Annotated in this window: 21 protein-coding genes; 15 read left to right on the forward strand and 6 right to left on the reverse strand. The window is 57.8% G+C overall.

The annotated features are described in order from the left end of the window. Positions 1–27: 27 nt before the first annotated feature. A complete protein-coding gene (locus HK23_RS12615) occupies positions 28–372 on the reverse strand; it encodes an alcohol dehydrogenase catalytic domain-containing protein (protein WP_256940199.1) in 345 nt (114 codons plus the stop codon). Between the two features lie 135 nt (positions 373–507). Between HK23_RS12615 and HK23_RS12620 the strand changes: the two genes are divergently transcribed. The 7 genes from HK23_RS12620 to HK23_RS12650 all read left to right on the forward strand — a co-directional run bounded on the left by HK23_RS12620 (position 508) and on the right by HK23_RS12650 (position 6,873). Then, positions 508–1,410, forward strand: a complete 903-nt coding sequence (locus HK23_RS12620; RefSeq protein WP_086654244.1) for a LysR family transcriptional regulator — start codon at positions 508–510, stop codon at positions 1,408–1,410. A gap of 116 nt (positions 1,411–1,526) precedes the next feature. After that, positions 1,527–2,792: a nicotinate-nucleotide--dimethylbenzimidazole phosphoribosyltransferase gene (locus HK23_RS12625; RefSeq protein ID WP_086654257.1), complete on the forward strand. Its 1,266-nt coding sequence runs from the start codon at positions 1,527–1,529 to the stop codon at positions 2,790–2,792. Then, the gene (locus HK23_RS12630) at positions 2,789–3,760 is read left to right on the forward strand and encodes an adenosylcobinamide-GDP ribazoletransferase (protein ID WP_086654245.1); all 972 of its coding nucleotides are present in this window, start codon (positions 2,789–2,791) and stop codon (positions 3,758–3,760) included. Before HK23_RS12625 ends, HK23_RS12630 begins: the two co-directional genes overlap by 4 nt. Positions 3,761–4,015: 255 nt before the next feature. Beyond that, positions 4,016–4,240, forward strand: coding sequence for a CbtB domain-containing protein (locus HK23_RS12635; RefSeq protein WP_043549773.1), 225 nt, complete (start codon positions 4,016–4,018; stop codon positions 4,238–4,240). Positions 4,241–4,263: 23 nt separating this feature from the next. Further along, on the forward strand, positions 4,264–4,986 hold the full coding sequence (locus HK23_RS12640; RefSeq protein ID WP_086654258.1) for a CbtA family protein: 723 nt from the start codon (positions 4,264–4,266) through the stop codon (positions 4,984–4,986). Positions 4,987–5,086: 100 nt separating this feature from the next. Further along, the gene (locus HK23_RS12645; RefSeq protein ID WP_086654246.1) at positions 5,087–6,562 is read left to right on the forward strand and encodes an ArnT family glycosyltransferase; all 1,476 of its coding nucleotides are present in this window, start codon (positions 5,087–5,089) and stop codon (positions 6,560–6,562) included. A 101-nt stretch (positions 6,563–6,663) separates the two neighbouring features. Next, on the forward strand, positions 6,664–6,873 hold the full coding sequence (locus HK23_RS12650) for a hypothetical protein (protein ID WP_086654247.1): 210 nt from the start codon (positions 6,664–6,666) through the stop codon (positions 6,871–6,873). A 13-nt stretch (positions 6,874–6,886) separates the two neighbouring features. Here HK23_RS12650 and HK23_RS12655 read toward each other — a convergent pair whose 3' ends face one another. Beyond that, the gene (locus HK23_RS12655) at positions 6,887–7,294 is read right to left on the reverse strand and encodes a winged helix-turn-helix transcriptional regulator (protein WP_086654248.1); all 408 of its coding nucleotides are present in this window, start codon (positions 7,292–7,294) and stop codon (positions 6,887–6,889) included. Positions 7,295–7,401: 107 nt separating this feature from the next. On the opposite strand from HK23_RS12655, the gene HK23_RS12660 reads away from it, so the two are divergent. After that, positions 7,402–8,466: an SDR family oxidoreductase gene (locus HK23_RS12660; protein WP_086654259.1), complete on the forward strand. Its 1,065-nt coding sequence runs from the start codon at positions 7,402–7,404 to the stop codon at positions 8,464–8,466. Between the two features lie 142 nt (positions 8,467–8,608). Here the strand turns inward: HK23_RS12660 and HK23_RS14385 are convergent, their stop codons facing one another. The 4 genes from HK23_RS14385 to cobD form a co-directional block, all read right to left on the reverse strand. Continuing rightward, positions 8,609–9,130 carry a hypothetical protein gene (locus HK23_RS14385; protein ID WP_143217566.1) on the reverse strand — a complete coding sequence of 174 codons (522 nt, stop codon included), beginning with the start codon at positions 9,128–9,130 and terminating at the stop codon, positions 8,609–8,611. Between the two features lie 41 nt (positions 9,131–9,171). Continuing rightward, positions 9,172–10,038 (reverse strand): DUF4747 family protein, encoded by an 867-nt coding sequence (locus tag HK23_RS12665; RefSeq protein WP_086654249.1) that lies wholly within the window; start codon positions 10,036–10,038, stop codon positions 9,172–9,174. Between the two features lie 303 nt (positions 10,039–10,341). After that, positions 10,342–11,139: a histidine phosphatase family protein gene (locus HK23_RS12670; protein ID WP_179193903.1), complete on the reverse strand. Its 798-nt coding sequence runs from the start codon at positions 11,137–11,139 to the stop codon at positions 10,342–10,344. Further along, on the reverse strand, positions 11,136–12,284 hold the full coding sequence (cobD, locus tag HK23_RS12675) for a threonine-phosphate decarboxylase CobD (protein WP_256940200.1): 1,149 nt from the start codon (positions 12,282–12,284) through the stop codon (positions 11,136–11,138). Before cobD ends, HK23_RS12670 begins: the two co-directional genes overlap by 4 nt. Between cobD and cbiB the strand changes: the two genes are divergently transcribed. The 7 genes from cbiB (at position 12,262) to HK23_RS12710 (ending at position 21,493) form a co-directional block, all read left to right on the forward strand. Next, the gene (gene cbiB, locus HK23_RS12680) at positions 12,262–13,269 is read left to right on the forward strand and encodes an adenosylcobinamide-phosphate synthase CbiB (RefSeq protein WP_256940201.1); all 1,008 of its coding nucleotides are present in this window, start codon (positions 12,262–12,264) and stop codon (positions 13,267–13,269) included. The genes cobD and cbiB overlap by 23 nt on opposite strands. Next, positions 13,266–13,904 (forward strand): 5,6-dimethylbenzimidazole synthase, encoded by a 639-nt coding sequence (gene bluB, locus HK23_RS12685; RefSeq protein ID WP_086654252.1) that lies wholly within the window; start codon positions 13,266–13,268, stop codon positions 13,902–13,904. The genes cbiB and bluB overlap by 4 nt, the downstream gene beginning before the upstream one ends. A gap of 470 nt (positions 13,905–14,374) precedes the next feature. Next, positions 14,375–16,249: a hypothetical protein gene (locus HK23_RS12690; protein WP_086654261.1), complete on the forward strand. Its 1,875-nt coding sequence runs from the start codon at positions 14,375–14,377 to the stop codon at positions 16,247–16,249. A gap of 40 nt (positions 16,250–16,289) precedes the next feature. Beyond that, on the forward strand, positions 16,290–17,981 hold the full coding sequence (locus tag HK23_RS12695) for an alpha-keto acid decarboxylase family protein (RefSeq protein ID WP_086654253.1): 1,692 nt from the start codon (positions 16,290–16,292) through the stop codon (positions 17,979–17,981). A 69-nt stretch (positions 17,982–18,050) separates the two neighbouring features. Then, the gene (locus tag HK23_RS12700) at positions 18,051–19,313 is read left to right on the forward strand and encodes an MFS transporter (protein ID WP_086654254.1); all 1,263 of its coding nucleotides are present in this window, start codon (positions 18,051–18,053) and stop codon (positions 19,311–19,313) included. Positions 19,314–19,461: 148 nt separating this feature from the next. Beyond that, entirely contained in the window at positions 19,462–20,055 is a 594-nt protein-coding gene (locus HK23_RS12705) for a hypothetical protein (RefSeq protein WP_086654255.1), read from the forward strand. 76 nt (positions 20,056–20,131) lie between these two features. Next, positions 20,132–21,493, forward strand: a complete 1,362-nt coding sequence (locus tag HK23_RS12710) for an MFS transporter (protein WP_086654256.1) — start codon at positions 20,132–20,134, stop codon at positions 21,491–21,493. Positions 21,494–21,778: the final 285 nt, after the last annotated feature.

Genomic DNA, 21,778 nt, shown 5'->3' on the forward strand with positions numbered 1-21,778 from the left:
ATCCACATCGCCATGGGATGCCTCATGCTACGCCGAAACGCTCATCCGTGAATTTCCAAAAGGGCTCTGAGCTGAGACGAGGCCTGCATGGGCACGCGGGGCGTCAACAAACCCAACGCGCTGGCCGGTTTTCCAGTCAGAAACATCTGCGCCAGTTGCCACAACGTACCCAACGCCTTCATAGCCTCCGACCCAGGGTGCTTCGCCCTGAAGGACATAACGACCTTGTCGCCGATAAATATCCGCGAAATTCAGGCCCACAAAAGTGGGAGCCACCAACACCGACTGACTATCGAGAGATGGGGGTGCCAGATCGCCATATCGTAAGACATCCACGTCTCCGAATTTGTCAAAAAATAGTGCTTTCATCATTCTCTCTCCATGGCTGGGGTTAGCCCGATTGGTTCTGCTTGGTTCAGAATCAAACTACTGACATGATCGAAGCATAGAATTAATCGCCATTACGTGAGATGTTTTCGAACCAGTGGTTTGAAATGAAGGTCTGTTATGGATCGTTTGACGAGTATGGCTGTTTTCCTGTCAGTCATTGACCTGGGCAGCTTTACTGCCGCCGCTGAGCGCCATTCGATTTCTGGAACGATGGTCGCTAAGCACGTCAACGCGCTTGAAGCACAATTTCAGACACGCCTCCTGCACCGCACAACGCGTCGGCTGGCGCTTACGGAGGTAGGGGCGCTGCTTGCGGAACGGTACCGCAGGATCCTGGCTGACATGGCGGAAGCCCAGGCCGTAGCGCACGCGTCAGCAGTAAGCCCCACGGGGCGTCTGCGCATCAGTGCGCCGGTAACTTATGGAAGTCTTAAAGTTGCTCCGTTACTAGCAAACTATCTTGAAACTTATCCTGATGTTCAGGCTGAACTTGTTCTCGATAATCGCAAGGTGGATCTCATTGAAGACAACTTTGATGTAGCCTTTCGCATTGGCAGTGTGGAGGACGAATGGCTTGTGGCGCAGCCGCTCGGCTTCTACGAGACGATCCTTGCCGCAGCACCCGCATATCTCGCAAAATATGGCTGCCCTCAACGGATAGAGGACCTGCATTCTCATCGTCTGATTGGCTTCCCGCAATGGCAGTCAGATGATGTATGGCGGCTTCATGGACCGGGAGGAGAATATCAGGTTCCGTTACCTCCGCCTCGGATACGCATTAATCACGCGGCGGGGTTGCGCGAAGCTTCAGTTGCAGGTTTCGGCATCATTCTTCAATCTTCATTGGCGCTGGAAGCTGATCTTGCAACCGGACGCCTCGTCCGGATCATGCCAGATTACGCTCCGATGCCGCGTCCGGTTCACCTGCTTCATCTCCCTGATCGCCGCATGTCGGCAAGCCTGCGCGCTTTCATTACTTGCGTGAATAATGCCAACAGTATTGAGAAGCAGGAAAATTGAACCAGACATCAGAGAGCAAAAATATCCCTGCCAGTCGTCCTCATACGCCATGCCGGGTGGAGCCTGTGAAAAACAGGGTTATGATGTAGGGTCTTTAGTCTGTATCCATGCGGCCCATGAAAACGAGCATTCTTCACGATCCGAAACCCTCGATTGCCTCCCTCGCCTCCCTGCGGGCTGCCTGCATGGCGTTGCCGGGGGTGGATGCTGTGGCTCAGCAGCAAATTGCCAACCGTGAGGCCGAGCTGACCAAACCGGCGGGCAGTCTGGGGCGGCTGGAGGAGCTGACGCACTGGCTGGGCGGCTGGCAGAAGCGGGCGCGGCCTCAGCTTGAGCAGGTGCAGATCCTGATTTTTGCGGGCAATCATGGCGTGGTGCGGCAAGGTGTTTCGCCCTGGCCGCAGGATGTCACCGCACAGATGGTGCAGAATTTTGAAAGTGGCGGAGCGGCCATCAACCAGCTTGCCCGCGTGGCGGAGGCCCGGTTGCGGGTGGTGCCGGTGCTGGGGCTGGCTTCCACGGCGGATTTCACTACCGCTCCGGCCATGACGGAAGCCGCGTTTCTGGAGGCTGTGCGGACGGGGTATGACGCCGTGCCGCGAGACTGTGACCTGCTGTGTCTGGGGGAAATGGGCATTGGCAACACCACAGCGGCCTCGGCGCTGGCGGCGGGGCTGTTTGGAGGTACCGGGGCAGACTGGGCCGGGCGTGGCACGGGGCTGGATGCAACCGGTGTGGCGCACAAGGCGCGGGTGATCGACGCCGCTCTGGCTTACCACAAGGCGGAGATGGCGGCGGCACAGGGTACCTCTGCAATGGAGGGCGAACGCGCAAAGCTATTCGGCGCTGGAACGCCCGCATCCGCAGCGCAAGAGGCTGGCAGTCATGGTGCGTCTTCTAATGGTGCGTCGGGCGCAGCAGGCTTGCCTGCATATGACCCGCTGGAAATAGCTCGCAGGCTGGGCGGGTATGAACTCGCGGCCTTGATGGGGGCGACACTGGCGGCGCGGCATTACGGCATTCCGGTGCTGCTGGATGGATTTGTCTGCACCGCGGCGGTGGCTCCGTTGGCGCGGCTGACAGGAAATGAAGCCAAGGGGACAGTTGGAGCTGGCACTGAGGCTGGCCCCGGGCTGGAAGATCAGGCTCGGAGCGGAGCTGCAACCGGGGGCCTGGCCCATACGCGCCTGTCTCATTGCTCTGCGGAAGCAGGCCATGCGCGGCTGGCGGAAAAGCTTGGGCTGGTGCCGTTGCTGGACCTTGGTTTGCGGCTGGGGGAAGCCTCTGGCGCAGCGCTGGCAGTGCCGCTGCTACGGGCGGCGGTGGCCTGCCATACTGGCATGGCGACCTTCGCGCAGGCTGCGGTTTCAGGCCGCACATGAACGCCCCGGCCCCGGCTGACTCCTTTGTGGCGCGGTTGCGGCTGGATGTGGCTTGCGGGCTGAGCTTGCTCACACGCCTGCCCGTGGGCTGGCTGCTCTCCCCCACGCAGCGCGCCAGCACGACACCCTGGCCAATGGGCCGCTCTATCTGGTGCTGGCCGCTGATTGGGGCAGTGATTGGCCTGCTTGTGGGAGCTGTGTTCTGGCTGCTGCGGCTGGGCCATGTGGCGGCGTTGCCGGCGGCGGGGCTGGCTCTGGCGTTCCAGTGTGTGCTGACTGGCGGCCTGCATGAAGACGGGCTGGCCGACATGGCCGACGGCTGCGGCGGGGCCTCGCGGGAGCGTCGGCTGGAGATTATGCGCGACAGCCGGATTGGCAGTTACGGCGTCATGGCGCTGGGCCTGAGCCTGCTGGTACGGGCCTCGGCTGTGGCGGCGCTTCCGGCTGGCGTGGCTGTGCTTTTGCTGACCGTCTCCGCGTGTCTGGCGCGGGCGGTGCTGCTGGTGTTGCCCGCCTGCCTGCCCCCTGCCCGGCCGGATGGTTTGGCCCGTTCACTCAACCCGCTGCCGCGTGGACCCTTCTGGAAGGGGCTGGTTCTGGCGGGAGGGAGTGTTGCAGTGCTGGCCGGGCAAATGGCTCACGCCCTGACCTGGGCAGGCTTTGACCGTGCGGGAATGATCTGGGGCCAGCCCTGTGCTGCGGCACTGTCTGGCGGCCCTGTGGGGGCGTGCGTGCCACCTGATCCTGCGGGGCACCTGCTGCTGTCTGCTGGCGGTGGCTGGCTTTATGGGGGAGAAGCCCTGACGGTGGTGATAAGTCTGTCCGCTGTCGCGATAGCTCTTGCGTCCTGTGCGTTTGTGGGGATGGCCGCGCGGCGGTTGCTTGGCGGTTATACGGGCGATGTGCTGGGGGCGGCTGCGGTGGTGACCGAATGTCTGGTGCTGGCGAGTTTTACAGCGCTGTTCTGAAAAAATCAGGCTACCGGGAGAGGCTCTGCGCGCGCGGCGCTGCTGGCGCTAAACATGCGTGACGCAGAGGCCCCACCCGCTTTTGTATGAATTGACAGGGGCGGAGGGGCCGTTCAGACTGCGCGCTGATCTGAGGAAGTCGGTGAGAGTCCGGCACGGTCGCGCCACTGTAATCCGCTTTTAAAAGCGGGAAGTCAGACCCTCAGCGTCGTTTTTTCCACCGCGGAACGCGTTTTTACCAGCGGAGCCTGTTTGATGATGCACCCCTCTTCCTCCCGCGCCCGGGCCATTGCGGCTCCTGCCCCTGTTGCCATTCCGGTTGGCGCTCTGCTGCCGTGGGCGGTGTTTGGCCTGCTGCTGTCTGTGCTGATGCTGTATTTTGTGGGTGCGGAACAGGGGGCTGTCTCCCTGATTTCTGGCCATGAAGTGCATGAGTTTGTGCATGATGGCCGCCATCTGCTGGGCTTTCCCTGCCACTAACCCGCAGGGATTTTTTCCTGATGATTGCTGGACGTTTGCTGGCACGCGGCATGATTGCCGGGTGCCTTGCGGCGGCGCTCGCCTTTGTGTTTGCCCGCTTTTTTGGTGAACCGCAGGTGGCGCTGGCCATTGCGTTTGAAGCCGCCCGCAGTGCTGCGGAAGGGGCTGCACCCGAACACGAGATGATTAGCCGGTCCGTGCAGGCCAGTTACGGTCTGGCCACGGCCACGGTGCTGTATGGTGCGGGCTTTGGCGGCTTGTTTGCGCTGGTATTTTCCTTTGCGTATGGGCGGCTGTCTTTCCAGTCCCCTCGCGTGCTGGCGCTGTTGCTGGCCGCAGCGGGGTTTGTGACCGTGGTGCTGGTGCCGGACTTGAAATATCCGCCCAACCCACCCGCTGTGGGCAACCCGGCTACGCTGGCACTGCGCACGGAAACCTATTTTGTGATGATTGCGCTGTCCATTTGCGTAGCCGCCATTGCCTGTCTGATTGGCCAGAAGGTTGCGCAGGTGCGGGATGCGTGGAGTGGGTGGCTGTGTGGCGGGGCGGTATTTGTGCTGCTGATAGCCCTTGTGCAGCTTGGCCTGCCGGATGTGAATGAGGTTCCGGACGGATTTCCTGCTGTAGTGCTCTGGCGCTTTCGGGAATCAGCCCTTGGCATGCAGGGTGTGCTCTGGGGCAGCATGGGGCTGATTTTTGGTGCACTGGCCACCCCGGTTCTGACAGGCCGCGCCCAAAAATTTTAAATTTCATTTTACAAAGACCAGCAAAGAAACCTTGTATGTTTCTCTTTGCTGGCCCGATGGGCTGGGAAACCATTCTGGTCAAGGCCCCCTTCGGATTTCTATGTCTTTACGCGCTCCCTTTTTAAAAACGCTTTATTACAATCGCTTTGCGCCTGCCGTTCTGCTTCTGGTGTTTACGGTGGCCTCTCGTTTTCAGACATTTGGGAACCCCCTCCTCAATATTGATGAAGAATTCTACCTCTTTGCAGGTGGACGGATTTTACACGGGGACCTGCCTTACCTCGCCTTCTGGGACAGAAAGCCGGCGCTTTTATTTGTGCTTTACGCGGTTTTTCACCTTTTTGGGGCGTATCGTGTTCTGGCCTACCAGATAGGGGCAGCCCTGGCGGTGTGGGGCACCAGCCTTTTGCTTTATAAAATGGCCCGTACCCTGACATCACGCGGCGGGGCGCTGATAGCGGGGATGCTGTATTGCACCGGGCTGACCGTTTGCGGGGGTGAAGGCGGGCAGACGCCGGTTTTCTATACACTGCTGGTGGCCGCCGCCATGGCGCTGGTTCTGTTCAAAGTCGTGCTGGCGGCGGATGGCCCTCAGCAGGTCCGCCGGGTGGGCATGGTGGCCATGGGGCTGTTTGGCCTGTCCATGCAGATCAAATACACCACGGTGTTTGAAGGGGTTTTTCTGGGCCTCTATCTGCTGTGGTATGCCGCACGCAAAGGGCAGACACGGCGCGCCCTGTGCGCGAATGCGGCCCTCTGGGTCATTCCGGCTGTTCTGCCAACGGCAGCGGTCTTTCTGTTTTATGCGCTGATTGGCCACGCGCATGACTGGTTTTTTGCCAATGTGGACTCCATTTTTCTGCGGGGTGCGCTGCCGGCAGCCCAAACGACCGCTCTGAAGATAAGACTTTTCAAAGCCATTGCCCCATTGCTGGCGGGAGGCGCTGTTGCGGTCTGGCTGTTCCGAAATGCGCCGGGGCAGGCCCAGCGGCAGTTTCTCACCTTGTGGGCGCTGGCGGCCTGCTGTGGTGTGGCCGTGTTTGGCGGCTGGTATTACCATTATGCGTTGCCGCTTTTTGCACCGCTGGCCGTGGTCAGCAGCCCCTTATGGGACCGGAAAGCAGGCCGGTTCTGGCTGGTTCTGGTGCTGGCAGTGCAGACGGTGACCGCGCAGAAACGCCTGCACAAACACCGCATTGAGAACGGGGACGCCCGCACCTATCAGGCCTATCTGGCCGCGATGCCGGACCCTGAAGGCTGTCTGTTTGTCTATGAGGGACCGCCCATTTTGTATGACACCTCACACTGGTGCGGCCTGACGAACCATCCCTTCCCCGGCCATTTCAATGAGCAGGCGGAAATCCGCTCCACGGGGATGAATCCATCTGCTGAGCTGGACCATATTCTGGCGCAAAAGCCCCGCTATGTGGTGACGCAGGATCCGGCATGGGCGGGGGAAAACCTGACCATCCGCGCTCACCTGTTCCAGACGCTCACACGGGATTACAGGGCGGTTTACCGTCATCAGGGGCCGCAAACGTCTGTTGTGGTGTATCAGCGCGCACCTTTGCCCTGACAGGTATGCGCCTGAAGGAAGCTCTTGCGCCGGGGCACAGGGTGTGCCAGCGTTTTCATTGCGATTTGTCAGTGAGTCGTTTGCAAAGAAGGGGTTGGACAATGTCTGCACGGTGCAAAGCAAAAGCTGTGAAAAAACCGTCTTTCCAGAAGATGATGCTGTTTCCCATCATGTTCATGCCTCTGGCGATACTGTATGTGGCAAACCTGCCCATAAGCGACCTTGATAAAGGGCTGCTGGATGGGGCCGTGGCGGGTATGCAGATGTTGATGGTTCTGGCCCTTTACCAGTCCAAAACCTCTAAAAAATAACGCTCTTTCCCGATCAGGTGCCGGGTGTGTCCGTGCGCTCACCCTCCGCCTGACGGGCTTGCAGGGCTTCCAGATCGGCTGCGTGGTCAATGGCCCATGTGTAGAGCATTTCTATCGGTTCGATAAAAATCTGGCCTGCGGGTGTGAGGCGATATTCCACGCTGGGCGGCATGATCTGCTGAACATGGCGGCTGACGAGGCCGGACTGTTCCAGCTCCCGCAACGTCTGGGTCATCATTTTTTTGGAAAGGCCCGGCACACTGCGCTGCAATTTGCCCGGTCGTGAGGCCCCACCCAGCAGATGCAGCGTGTGCAGGAGCATGGTGGTCCATTTCCCGCTGAACAGGCGCAGCACACGGCGCGGCGCGCAATCTTCCACAAAAGGAGCCTGACGATAAACAGACGGCAGTGAAGAAGGCATGGTGTGGGAACCTTTTGGTAACCAGGGCACAAAATAGTGCCGTCTGGCGCACGAAAAACCAGAAGCGCAGAGTGCAGGACAGAGAAAAAACCGGAAAGGAAAATCTCATGTCCAGAACAGCTCTTGTGGTGGGTGCAACAGGTATTGTCGGGCAGAATCTGTCCGCGCGACTGGTGGCGGATGGCTGGGTGGTTTACGGGCTGGCGCGCAGGCCGCACAGGGACCACGCGGGTGTTCTGCCAGTAGCGGCGGACCTGCTCAACCGGGAGACGCTGCCTGCGGCACTGGCCGGTGTGCGACCCTCCCACGTGTTTTTCTGCTCATGGTTGCCGCAGGCGACGGAAGCGGAAAACTGCCGCGTGAACAGTGCAATGGTGCGCAACCTGTTTGACGCCCTGCCCGCCCCGGAGGCTGTGGAACACGCCGCGCTGACCACGGGGCTGAAGCATTATCTCGGCCCGTTTGAATCCTACGCCAGCGGTACCCCACCGCAGACCCCGTTCCGCGAGGACATGCCGCGCCTGCCGCTGGAAAATTTCTATTACGCGCAGGAAGATGCGCTGTATGAGGCGGCGGGCCAGCACGGGTTTTCCTGGAGTGTGCATCGCCCGCATACCGTGATTGGCTATGCGATTGGCAATGCCATGAATATGGGCTCGACGCTGGCGGTCTATGCGTCCCTCTGCAAGGAAACGGGGCGTCCGTTTGTGTTTCCCGGCTCCCCCACGCAGTGGTACGGACTGACGGACCTGACCGATGCGCGCCAGCTTGCGCGGCACCTTGTATGGGCCTCCACCAGTGCGGCGGGACGGAATGAAGCGTTTAATATCGTCAATGGCGATGTGATCCGCTGGAAGTGGTTGTGGCCGCAACTGGCCGCATGGTTCGGGCTGGAGGCAGCGCCTTACCCGGAAGAGGCCTCACCGCTGGCCCCCAAGCTGGCGCAAGAGGGTGACCTCTGGGCCAGCCTGAGCCAGAAGTACGGCTTGCGGGAGCCGGACATCACCCGACTGGCCTCGGCCTGGCATACGGATGCTGATCTGGGCCGCCCGGTGGAATGTGTGACGGACATGACCAAAAGTCGCCTGGCAGGCTTTACCGATTACTATGCCACGCCCAACGCGTTTTTTGACCTGTTTGCACGGATGCGCGCTGAACGGCTGATCCCGTAAAGCGGGTTTCTACTCCCGCTGCGTCTGTGTTGGGCGTGGCGGGGTAGAAAGTCATAAATATTTTAATTCTTTGAGACCAAAATGATTTTGATTTTCACTAAATATTAAATCAAATACAAAAAAAACACTGTCATAAAAAATTTTATTTATCCTCTTCTTTTGGAAGCGGTGCCGTATTGTATAGTCTAGCCATCAAAAATAAATACATAACAACGCCAAAAGCACTAATAACTGAATAAAGAAACATAAAAAATGAAAAGAAACAAAAAATTCCCAAATTAAATATTGAAAAATTTGTATACTTTAAAATAAATGAGCACAATAGGCAGATAATTTGAATTATGGAAAAATGAGTTAGAGAAGCCGTAAAATCCATGTATAATGATTTCTTTATACCACCCTCCCTGAAATATTTGAATACCGATGTTGACGGAAAAGCAAGAGATATAGCTAGAGAACTAATAGAAAAACCAAGAGTGCTAGGTATTATTGAATATACATCTGACAACCACTTATCTGGATGAACAGAAGTATCATGCATAATTAAAGTCAATACTACCGACAACCAAACCCACGGAGATTTTATTAATCCAAACCATCCTCCATATACTGACCAGTAGTCGATGAGGTCTGGCAACACAGGTATGCGCTCAATAATTTTCATCAACCCTCTCATTCCGAATACAATCTAAGTTATTAACACTTTTATTGCTTCCTTTTGTCGATCATAAACCGCTGCACTTTTGCTTTTAACCTTTCAAAAAAAGTATCCCCATCATCAGTTGTAAACGAATAAAAACGCGGACGATCGTCTGTCGATATTACTTTCTCTGGCCCATTACGCGGTTTATCGGTTGCCCTCACATATCCAGTATCGGCAGCCACCAAAGTCAGATCTTTAACGTCTTTAGTAGGTGTAAGTTTTTCAGCATTAGATGGCTTCGTCCAAGTTTGTGACAAAACATGAGCATTATTAGCCATCATCTCATCAAGGACACGCCTACGAATTTCTGGACTCGCGTAATCCGCATTAGGTGTCCGTATCTGCAATTCAAGCTTTCTTAAATGAGGCAAGCTTAATAATTCATCTACTACATGCTCATCCGGCACTAGTGTAACAGAAATAATGTAATCATCACCCTGAATATTCGAATCCATAAGACGAGTGAAAATATTTTTTATAGTTTTTGGCCCTAAACTTTCTCCTAATTCATTTTTAGTTTCTATGTATATCTTATGATCTCTTTCTGTAAAAACGTAATGAAAAGTTTTGTAGTTTGGAGCAGCATTTTCTGGTATATTTATTTTTAATTTTTCATCATCTGAGAGCTGTTCATTTTTTTCTTTATCAAGCCACTTCCCTTGAACATTTATATGTGTCCATATTAAAAGTCGCCCTGCATAAGAATCATGATTTTTAATTTTTCGGGGTGCTGTAATTTTAGCAAGAGTCTCCCCTCGGGCACGAACTTCATGGTTCGCGCATTTACGAAGTGCCTCTACATAAACACCGTCTGGATGAGGCGTTGCATCTAGCGATAATGCACAAGCTGATAAACTCCGAGATTTCATAATTTTTTCCTTAATTTTCAAATAATTAGTTCAACATAATCCTATATTAGTCCTTGAAAATACAATTAACAATACAGCATTGCCCACACGAATTTATTTTCTCATCTAATTTCATTATTGCAAATTCTACATGTCATTACCTAAGTAATTATATAAATATATCTAATTTTTTATTATATATAAAATTTATAACTTTTTATTTTTTATTTTATTTTATTTTATTTTATTTTATTTGAAATTTTTACTCATAACAACATTTTTGTATTATGGATATTACTAACTTCCACGCCCGATGATCCGATTTTACGGTGCCCCCAGCATCCGCACGCGCCAGTTCCCGGCGTGGTGGGTGAAGAGGCTTGTGGTCTGCGGGGCAATATCCAGACGGGTCGCCATATCCGGGCCGCCTTGCAGGATACGTGTGGCCAGTGCGCGCACGACAGCGGGGCGGGCAATCAGCAGCACCGTGCGGGCGCTTGTGCCAGACTGTGTGCCTGAAGCGGGGCCGGGCTGACGGCCGCTGTGGGAGCCGTTTGAAAGGGGACCTGCATCCGGGGCTGCGTCTGTCTCTCCACCCTGTGAAACAGTGTTAAGCCACGAGCTAATCCGGGCGTGAAACTGGCGGAGGCTCTCGCCCTCCGGTGGGGCAAAATCCGGGTCGTGCAGCAAGCCGTTCAGGGCGTCTGGTGGCAGGCCGCGCAAGGCCTGTCCGTGCCATGTGCCGTAATTGCGGTCTTGCAGGCTGGCGGTGCGTATTACGGGCAGTTCCGCAGGAAAATGGGGCTTCTGTGAGGCGTCGTCTACCTGCGGAGCGGGTGACAGTGCTGCGGATTGCGAGGACAGGTTTGCCGGGGTGGTAATCTGTTCTGGGACTGGAAGCGGGCTGCTCAGGCCCTCACAGGTGCAATCCCCGGCCAGAATGATCTGTGTGAAACGCGGCGGCTTGCGGAGTTGCGGAAGGGTGAAGCCCTCCGGTCCGGCGGGAGTGCGGGTTACAGTCTGAGCCTCGCGCGGTGGGATACGCCCCTGTTTGACGGCATCTGGCAGGGTGGATGTCAGGCAGACAAGCCGGATGGTTTGGGTTTCGGGAGGCGTAGTCATAGGGCCGTGCCTTTGGAGTGCGCGGCCCATGCCTGCAAGGCGGTTTCCAGCCGGGACCATGCCGCGTCTGACGCTGGCAGACCGAGGCGAAGGCGGCCAGGCTGATCTGCAAAAATGCGGGTCACGAGGCCGCAGGTGCAGAAATGTCGCCAGAGAGCCGGGGCGTCAGGGTGCAGCACCAGCGTGAACAGGCTGGCCTGCCCGATGTGGCGCAGACCAGCCGCATCCAGAAGATCACTCAGGCGGGTATGAGCAGCGCGGGCTTGTGCGCGGGCGGTGGCACGCCATGCGGTGTCTCGCAGAGCCTGTCGTCCGGCAGCCAGACCGAGGCCCCCCACCGGCCATGACCCAAGCAGGGCACGGGCCTGTGCGGCAACCTCCGGGCTGGCCAGCAAAAAGCCCAAACGCACACCGGGCAGGCCGTAGGTTTTGCCAAAGGAGCGCAACACGACCAGTGCTGGATGCGGCAGGAGGGGGGCGACGCTTTCCTGCTCAAAATCCGCGAAGGCCTCATCCACAATCAGAAGACTGCCATGTGCCGCGCAGGTGTTTGCCAATCCGTGAAGCCAGTCCGCAGAAAGCAGGCGGCCATCCGGGTTGTTGGGGTTACAGACAACGCAGACCGTGCCGGGTTGAGTGGCGGCCTGTTCCAGTGCTGCGGGGTCCGTCACCAGGTGCACGGGCACGTCCTGCAAACGCCAGGCCTGCGCATGCCCGGAATAGGTTGGTCCCAGCAGACACACACGCTGCGCGGGCAGCAGGCGCGGCAGCAGGGCAATCAGGCTCTGGCTCCCTGCCCCGGCCACCACCATGTTGGAATGACTCACCCCGTAAGCGAAGGCGGCGGCGGCCTGAAGGTCGGCTTCCTCGTCTTCTTCCGGCAGGCGGGCCAGCACCGCGGGGTCTGGCATCCGGAGGGGATAGGCGTAGGGGCTGATGCCGGTGGAAAGGTCATACGCAGGCCGGGGGGCCTCGGGGAAATGCGCCATCACGGCCCGCACCTGTCCGCCGTGGGTTGGGAATGGGAGAGCATCTGACACAGGGATGGCAGCGGATGGGGCGTGCGTGGTAGTCTGCCGGCTTTCCTGCATGCTTGCGGTCGGCTTTATTCCGGCCTGCCCGATGAGTGAGTTTGCTGCCCGCATGGTGTTCCCTCTTTCCGTCACGCTCCCCGTAGCAGCCCTTGCCGCCGTTCTGGAAGCCGCCTGCGGTTATCCGCCTGCCCTGCTGGCCGCCATCGGGCATCCGGTCATGTGGATTGGGGCCTTGATAGACAAGCTCGACACCGCCCTCAACCAGCCAGAATTTTCTGAGCGGAAGCGACGCTGGATGGGTGTTCTGGCGTTAATCCTGATTGTGGGCGTGCCGCTCTGGATCACGGGCGCGGTGCTGGATCTGGGCTATCGGTTTCTGCCCGCCCCGGTCATGCTGGGGGTGCAGGCGCTCGCAACCTGCACGCTGGTTGCGCAAAAATCCTTATGGACGCATGTACGGGCTGTGGGGACTGGCTTGCGGCAAGGCGGTCTGGCCGGAGGGCGGCAGGCCGTGGCGCAGATTGTCGGGCGGGATACTGCCGCGCTGGATGAAGCCGGAATTGTCCGGGCTGCACTGGAAAGTCTGGCTGAGAATTTTTCCGATGGCATTGTCGCCCCCCTGCTCTGGGCCGCAGTGTTCGGCCTACCGGGAGCGGTGTTCTACAAGGCGGTGAATACGGCGGACAGCATGATTGGCCACCTTACCCCGCGCCATGCTGCTTTTGGCTGGGCAGCGGCAAAACTGGATGATGCGGTTAATCTGCCCGCCTCTCGCGTTGCGGCGTTGTGCCTGATTCTGGCTGCCCCGGCGGAGCACCGGGCCTGCGCCCGCGCGGCGGTACGGCGGGATGCGCCGCGCCATCGTTCCCCCAACGCAGGCTGGCCGGAAGCCGCCATGGCCGGCGCTTTGGGGCTGCGGCTGGCCGGGCCGCGGCTTTATAAAGGGGTGCTGGTGGAAGATGCGTGGATGGGGGCCGGCACGCCCGATGCCACGGTGACGGATCTGGACAGGGGGCTGGTGCTGTATCGGCGCGCCTGTCTTATTCTGATGGGGGTCTTGCTGGTGGGGGCACTTCTCTTCATGATCCCGGCATGACAGCCCCCCTCTTCTCCCCCGCTTTTCGTGCCTCTCTGGACCAGCTTTTTACGTGGCGGCGTGATGTGCGCCATTTCCGCACAGACCCGGTGCCCGAGGCCGTGCTGTCTCGCCTTCTGGAAACCGCCTGCCTTGCCCCCTCCGTCGGGCTGAGTGAGCCCTGGCGCTTTGTGCGGGTGGATGCCCCGGCGCGCCGGGCTGAAATCCGGGAGAATTTTGCCCGCTGCAATGCGGAAGCCCTGACCGGCCACAGCGGCGATGACGCCCAGCGTTACGCAACACTCAAGCTGGCCGGGCTGGATGATGCCCCGCACCATATTGCCGTCTTTTGTGACACCAACCCGGCTCAGGGGCGCGGGCTGGGGCGCGGCACCATGCCGGAAACCACGGTGTGGTCTGCCGTCATGGCTATTCATACCTTCTGGCTGGCGGCCACGGCGGAGGGTGTCGGGCTGGGGTGGGTCTCCATTCTGAACCCGGATGAGGCCAGCCGCACGCTCTGCATCACGCCGGACTGGCAGTTTCTGGCTTATCTGTGCGTGGGCTATCCGGCGGAACAGGCGGACACGCCGGAGCTGGAACGGCGGGGATGGGAGCAGCGCAACCCGGCCCGCAGGCAGTGGATTAACCGCTGATCTGCGAATCCCGCGCATTTATCTCAAAATTAAGATCATAGAGCCCGGGCTGCGCTTTTGCATGCCTCTGGCCGTATGGCTGGGCTGCACATCACCCGAAAAACCGTGACAGATTTTTGATGGTTTATGAGACTTTCTTATAAATGAAGGTAGTCTTTCAAACCAGAAATCGCCCAGAAAAAGGCTCTGACAGGGCCAGTAATTTTCTCTTTCCTGCGTTTTCAAAGTGTCAGAAGATCATAAAGTTTATTTTAAGGAGTTGTGGTATATACTCGATTTTTATAAATCTTATCTTACGGAATAATTTCAGATATTTTTTGATATAATTAACACTCTGTAATATTGATATGAATCATTGAGACTTCTACTTATTCAACAGAAAAACAGTTTATCTATAACAAAGTTTTATAATTTTCTGAGGATTTAGTGTGAAATCGCCTGCGCTCCGGGGTTCTACCGACACCAGAAAACTGGATACCAGACTTCTCCTCGGAACGGCTCTTGTCTGTGTTCTGAGTGAGCCCTCTCTGGCGCATGCGGATGATGCACAGGAACTCGCCGCCATTAAAGAACAGATGCGCAAGCTGGCAGCGCAGGTGGAAGCCATTGAGCACCGGCAGGCGCTTAAGCACGGACAGAGCGGGCGTCAGGTCGCCTCGGCCCGCAATACGGCCGGGGTGCGGACGGCGGGTGCAAAGAGTGCTTCCTCCGGGGGGATCCGCACCGCTGCCAGCACGCATGGCGGCTTCTCCAACGGGCTTTCCGGCCTGCGGACGGATGGACCGGCTGATCCGGGCATTCGCTTTTCCGGTGGTGCCCAGCCGATTGAGGTTGGCGCAAATCAGCCCCCGACCCTCAACAGCGGTTCCGGGTTTGCGGGCTTTAAATGGATGCCCCCGGCGCCGGAAAACCAGACGTCCAAATCCGCTATCGACCTGAGCTCTTCCAGCCCATCCTCCATTACCCAGACGGACGTGGACCGCCTGCCGCCCATTTTCAGCATTGGCGGCATTTCTGTCCGGCTGGGCGGGTTTGTTGAATTTTCCAACATCTGGCGTGATTCCAACATGACCAGTGGCCCCGCCACGGCCTGGAACAATTTCCCCTACGCCAACAGCCCCAACCACGGCCTGAGTGAAGAACGGATGTCCGCGCAGCTCAGCCGTATGTCCGTGCTGATGGAGGCCAACCCCTCCAAGTCCGTCCGGTTGCAGGCCTATGTGGAAAGTGACTTCGGCGGCTCTGCCGGCACGACAAACAGCGTGCAGATCAGCGGGTACACGCCGCGCCTGCGGCAGGGCTACTTTACGTTCACTCAAAAGGACTGGGGCCTGCATATCCTGATGGGTCAGGCCTGGAGCCTTGCCACCAACTACGCCAAGGGCATTCTGCCGCGCCAGGAACAGCTGCCTGCGGTGACGGATAACAACCAGATCCCCGGTATTACCTTTACCCGCGTCCCGCAGATCCGCATTGGCAAGGACTGGCACGAGAAATACTGGCTGGGCCTCTCTGTGGAAGACCCGCAGGCGACGGTTGCCTTCTCTTCCGCCCTGTCTTCCGGTGGCACCCTGCCCGCGGCTTATGGGCAGACGGCCGGGGCACGCGTCTATTATTCCAACGCTGGTGGCGTGCTGCTGAACCCGAACACGCAATATACCTACAACCCGGCGCCGGACATTATTCTCAAAGGGGCTGTGGATACGTCGCTCGGGCATTATGAAGTGTTTGGTCTGGCCCGCTGGTTCCGCTCCCTTGCGGTAGAACCGGACATGACCACCACCCGCAAACACACCACGTTTGGGGGTGGCGTCGGCGCGGGTATGACAGTGCCGCTGGGTACAAAAAAGCTCCAGATGGCCGGGAATGTGACAGCCGGTGAAGGCATTGGCCGCTACGGGCCCAGCCTGATCCCGGATACCACGCCTAATGCGCGGGGCGCTTTGTCCCCCGTGCCGGAGCTGATGGGCTCCCTTGGTCTTATCGGGCATCCCACACCGTCCGTGCTGCTCTACACCTACGGGGGTATCGAGACAGCCGGACGCAAGCGGTACATGGGCGCGGATGGCGCACAGTATGGCTACGGTGTGAATGACCTCAATCTGGGCGGGTGCGACGTGGAATTCGGCACCTGTAACGCCCAGACCCGCACGCTGGCATCCTTCACCACTGGCGGCTGGTGGCACTTCGTTGAAGGCCGCTACGGCAGTGTGATGGGGGGCCTGCAATACACCTATATCCGGAAGTTTGCCTTCAGAGGCAATGACGGCAGCAACAACAGTGTGTACCCGACAACTTCGGGCAACACGGTTTACGTCACCTTCCGATATTTGCCGTTCCAATAATTTGGAATTGCAAAATACTCGCCAAAGGAGAGAGAACTCGATGTCTTATACAGTTGGCACTTATCTTGCTGAACGTCTTGCCCAGATTGGCCTGAAGCATCACTTTGCAGTGGCAGGGGATTACAACCTTGTGCTGCTCGACCAGCTTCTGATGAACAAGGACTGCGAGCAGGTTTACTGCTGTAACGAACTGAACTGCGGTTTCTCTGCCGAAGGCTATGCCCGTGCAAATGGCGCTGGTGCTGCGGTTGTGACGTTCAGCGTTGGCGCGCTTTCTGCCCTGAACGCCATTGGTGGCGCGTATGCAGAAAACCTGCCGGTGATCCTGATTTCCGGCGCTCCGAACTCCAATGACCACGGCAGCGGGCACATCCTGCACCACACCATTGGCACGACGGACTATTCCTACCAGTTGCAGATTGCGGAAAAGCTGACCTGTGCGGCTGTGTCCATTACCTCTGCTGAAGACGCACCGGAAAAAATTGACCACGCGATCCGCACCGCGCTGCGTGAGAAGAAACCGGCCTACATTGAAATTGCCTGTAACGTGTCCGCGCAGCCCTGTGCCGCGCCCGGCCCCATCAGCGCTGTTGTGGATGCACCTGCGTCCAACAAGGCCACGCTGGATGCAGCCGTAAAAGCTGTTGCAGACTTCATTGAAAAACACGAAAAGCCCGCCATCCTGGTCGGCAGCCGTCTGCGCGCCGCCGGTGCGGAAGACGCCGCTGTGAAGCTGGCTGACGCTCTGGGCTGTGTTGTGGCCACCATGGCTGCGGCCAAGAGCTTCTTCCCCGAAGATCACCCCGGCTACGTTGGCACCTTCTGGGGCAGCGCCTCCACCCCGGGTGTGAATGAAATCTTCAACTGGACGGACAGCATTCTCGCGCTGGCCCCCATCTTTAACGATTACTCCACCGAAGGCTGGACGGCATGGCCGCAGGGCCCGAACGTGGCTGTTCTGGACAAGAACATCACCAAGCTGCACGGCTATTCCTTCGACAACATTCACCTGAAGGAACTGCTGGAAGCTCTGGCAGAATACTTCAAGAACAAGCCGAAGAAGGATTCCACGCTGGTCCAGTACAAGCGTGTTCACACCGAGCGCACGGTCGAAACCACCGGTAAGGGTGATGACGTTCTGACCCGTGCGGATATCCAGCAGACGCTGCAAAGCCTGGTAACACCAGAAACCACCATTGTTGGTGAGACGGGTGACAGCTGGTTTAACGTCATGCGCACCAAGCTGCCGCGCGGTGCCCGTGTGGAACTGGAAATGCAGTGGGGCCACATTGGCTGGTCTGTCCCCGCAGCCTTTGGCTACGCTGTGGGTGCACCGGAACGCCGCACCATTCTGATGGTGGGTGATGGCTCCTTCCAGCTGACGGCGCAGGAAGTGGCTCAGATGATCCGCCGCAAGCTGCCGGTGATCATCTTCCTGATCAACAACGCTGGGTACACCATCGAAGTTGAAATTCATGATGGTCCTTACAACAACATCAAGAACTGGGATTACGCAGGCATCATCAGCGCCTTCAACGCTGAAGATGGCAAAGGCAAAGGTCTGCGCGCCAAAACGGCGGGTGAACTGGCCGATGCCGTGAAGGTCGCGCTGGAAAACAAGGAAGGCCCGACCCTGATCGAATGCGTGATTCCGCGTGATGACTGCACGTCCGAGCTGATTTCCTGGGGCCGCCATGTGGCCACAGCAAACGGCCGTCCGCCTGCAAAATAAGTCAACCTGCATGGCCGTGCCCCTGCGAGGCACGGGCGCGGCCTGCACCTTTTTGAAAAGCAAGTGTTAATGTCGGCTTCCAACACACCCAGCGCCGCCCCGCAGCCGCAAAAAATACAACCGCTTTATGTGCTGGCGTGGTTTCTTTGTGCCCTGTTCTATTTCTATCAGTATGCCATCCGCTCTGCCCCCGGCATTATGCAGGATGAGCTGACGCAGGCGTGGGGCAACAGCCACCTCGGCCTGATGATTGCCTCCTATTACATTGTTTACGCACTGGCCGCGCTGGCCGTGGGCGTGCTGCTGGACCGTTATGGCGCGCATGCCACCATGCCGGTAGGAATTGCCATAACCAGTGTTGGCTGCCTGATTTTTGCACAGGGCAGCATGCCTGCCGGGATTGGCGGGTATGTGATTCAGGCGCTGGGCGCCATTTGTGCCTTTGTTGGCTCCTCCTACGTTGCAGCCCGGTATCTGCCGGCGCGCACACTGGCCCTGTTTGTGGGGCTGACGCAGTGCCTTGGCATGGCCGGGGCCGCGTTTGGGTCCAAACCCACCCGTATTCTGATTGACCCTGCCGGCTCCTTCCACCTGCCCTGGCAGAAAGTGTGGCTGGGCTTTGGCGTGATTGGCGTCTGTCTGGCCATTGCAACATGGCTTGTCATGCCGCGGGATTCCGGGGACAGCACGGACCACCACGGCCATCTGTCTGCTGAAAACCTGCTCAAGCCGTTCAAGACCATCTTTGGAAACCCGCAGAGCTGGTATGCCGGGATTATTGGCGGCCTGCTGTTTGTGCCGACCACCATTGGCGCGCTGGGCTGGGGTGCCTCCATGCTCAACAAGGGTGAGCATGTTTCCATGGCTTTTGCGGCCTCCGACATCTCCATGGTGCCGATTGGCTGGGTGATTGGCTGCCCGCTGCTGGGCTGGATTTCTGACAAGATTGGCCGCCGTAAACCGGTTCTGATTGGTGGCGCACTGGTGCTGCTGGCTGCCGCGCTGTGTGCACTGTATGTGCCGGTTGGTGTGATGCCGCGTTACTCTGTGGCGCTGATTATGGGCATTGCCTCCGGTGCCGCGATGATCCCCTTCTCCTCCATGAAGGAAGTGAACCCGCCGGAAGTGAAAGGCACGGCTGCGGGCGTGATGAACTTCCTCGTGTTTGGCACGACGGGCATTCTCTCCCCCATGGTTTCCGCCCTGATGGGTGGCGGTGGCACCTCTATGGATGTCTTCCACCGGGCGTTCCTGCCGCTGGTGATTGGCATTGTGGTGGCCATCCTGCTGGCCTTCCGCCTGCGTGAGACGGGCTGGGCTGTGCAGAAATAACCCTTTTGCCAGTCGGGTTTTAAAAGGAGCGCGGACCTTGCGGGGTTCGCGCTTTTTTTGTGGCGTGCCGGACGATGTTGATTGACAAGGCTGCGGCGGCTGATGACCATTCCGGGTCTCCTCAGCGTCCCACCAGAAGGACAGCCCCTTGCCCCAGCCACCTTTGCCCTCCCCGGAAATTTTTCAGCATGTCCGCATCATCATGGGGATGGTGGTGGGTCTGAGTGTGGCCCGGCTGCTCAATGGCCTAGTGCGCATTATTCAGCACCCCGGACAAACGCGGGTCTATCCGGTTCATATCGGCTGGGTGCTGACGCTGCTGCTCATGCTCATGCATTTCTGGTGGTGGGAGTTTTGGCTGGTCACGCTGCACAAATGGACCTTTGAGATCTATCTGTTCCTCATTATTTACACGATTATTCTGTTTTTCCTCAGCGCGTTTCTGTTCCCGGATTCAATCAGTGAGTATACGGGGTATGAGGACTTCTTTATTTCCAGAAGAAAGTGGTTTTTCTCCTTTTTTGCCCTGAGCGTGGTCTTTGACCTGATTGACACGTTGCTCAAAGGTTCGGCGCATTACGCCTTGTTTTCGGCGGAATACTGGTTCCGGGTTCCGGTCTACCTTGTGTTGTGTGGCGTTGCCATTATGACCGCCAATCGCCGTTTCCATATGGCATTTGTCAGTCTGGGGCTGGTGTATGAGGTCTCATGGATTCTGAGGCACTTTGAGACACTGAGCTAAACGGTCGCGGAGTTTTGATATTTTCTCCGTAAGACATTAAGGCAGCTTTTTTACACGCAGAACACTGGAGCCCTTTATGACCACTCCGCCTGTTTCCGACACGCAGCGCCGTCTGGTCATGCTGTGTGCCGTGCTTGGCATTGTTCTGGGCGGACTGGACGGGGCGATTGCCAACATTGCGCTCCCCACCATTGCCCATGACCTCCAGTGTAGCGAGACGCTGACGGTCTGGGTCGTCAATGTCTATCATCTGGCTGTTGCGGTCAGTCTGCTGCCGGCGGCGGCTCTGGCGGACTCTCTGGGGCTTAAACGGATTTACGGGTTCGGGATGGCGCTTTTTACGGCAGCGTCCCTCGCCTGCGCGCTTTCCGGCTCACTCGGCGCACTGATTGGTGCGCGTGTTGTGCAGGGGCTGGGGGCCGCCTGTATGGCAGCGCTCAGTGGTGCGCTGGTGCGCAGTGTTTACCCCCGCGCCATGCTGCATCAGGCTTTTGCCATTATTGCACTGGCAGTTGCCATTTCCGCCGCCGTTGGGCCGACACTGGCAGCGGCGGTTCTGGCCATAGCCCCGTGGCCCTGGCTGTTCCTGATTAACGTGCCGATTGGCCTGATGGCAGTTGTGCTTTTCCTGCGCGTCGCGCCCGCCAGCCCCCGCACCCCGCTCTCGTTCGACGGGACGGGTGCGCTGCTGAATGTGGGCGCTCTGGGGCTGGGGATTTTGGGCGTTGATGCGCTGGGGCAGAAGGAAACCGGGCTGGCGATGCTTGAAATCGGGGCCGGTATCCTCTGCACCCTTTTGCTTTACAGGCAGCAGAAAAAGCTGAAGACACCCATGCTGCCGCTGGATCTGCTGGCTATTCCGCTGTTCTCACTCTCCATCCTGACCTCCATCTGCGCGTATACCGCGCAAATTCTGGCCTATGTCGCGCTGCCGTTTTTGTTCCAGACGATTATGCATCTTTCTGCCGTAACAACCGGCCTGCTGGTAACGCCGTGGCCTGTGCTTGTTGCCGTGGCCGCCCCTTTTGCGGGCCGAATGGCGACACGGCACCCGGCATCGGTTTTAAGTAGTGTTGGTCTGGCAATTTTAGCGACAGGACTGGCAGCACTCAGCCTGATGCCTGCACAGCCTGCCTTTTGGGATGTGGGCTGGCGGATGGCGCTGTGCGGCATTGGGTTCGGATTTTATCAGACGCCAAACAACCTGACCGTCATGACCTCTGGCCCCGCCACCCGCAGCGGGGCAGCCAGTGGCATGATGGCCGTAGCGCGCACACTGGGCTGGGCGCTGGGCTCCGCACTTGTCGCCCTCGTCTTTGGCCTCTCCCAGGGCAGCGGCGGCGCTGTGCATTGCCTTGAACTGGCCACCGCCTTTGCCCTGCTTGGCGCTGTGCTGAGTGTTTCCCGGCGGCTGGTGCGGAGTGAGGTGGGGGAGTAGGCTGGAATTGACGGAAAGAGTGACCGTCCGCGATAAAGTATTTGATCTGGAGTAATTTGGTGGTCAGGATTTCAAACATCAAAACCGGATCGAACAATGATCAGCCAACTTTGCAGCAGCCTGAATAGGGGAATGTCTTCTCAAAATCTGGCCTGAATAATTCAAAATCCATAGCGCGTGAAAAAATTGTGAAATGATCCAAACCTATCCGGGTTAGCAGGCTAAGGCATCTTCAAAATCCGATTAACACCCAAAATAATAAATATTTATATTTATATTTATATT

Origin of the sequence: Acetobacter malorum, from assembly GCF_002153605.1 — a bacterium.
GTDB lineage: Bacteria > Pseudomonadota > Alphaproteobacteria > Acetobacterales > Acetobacteraceae > Acetobacter > Acetobacter malorum_A.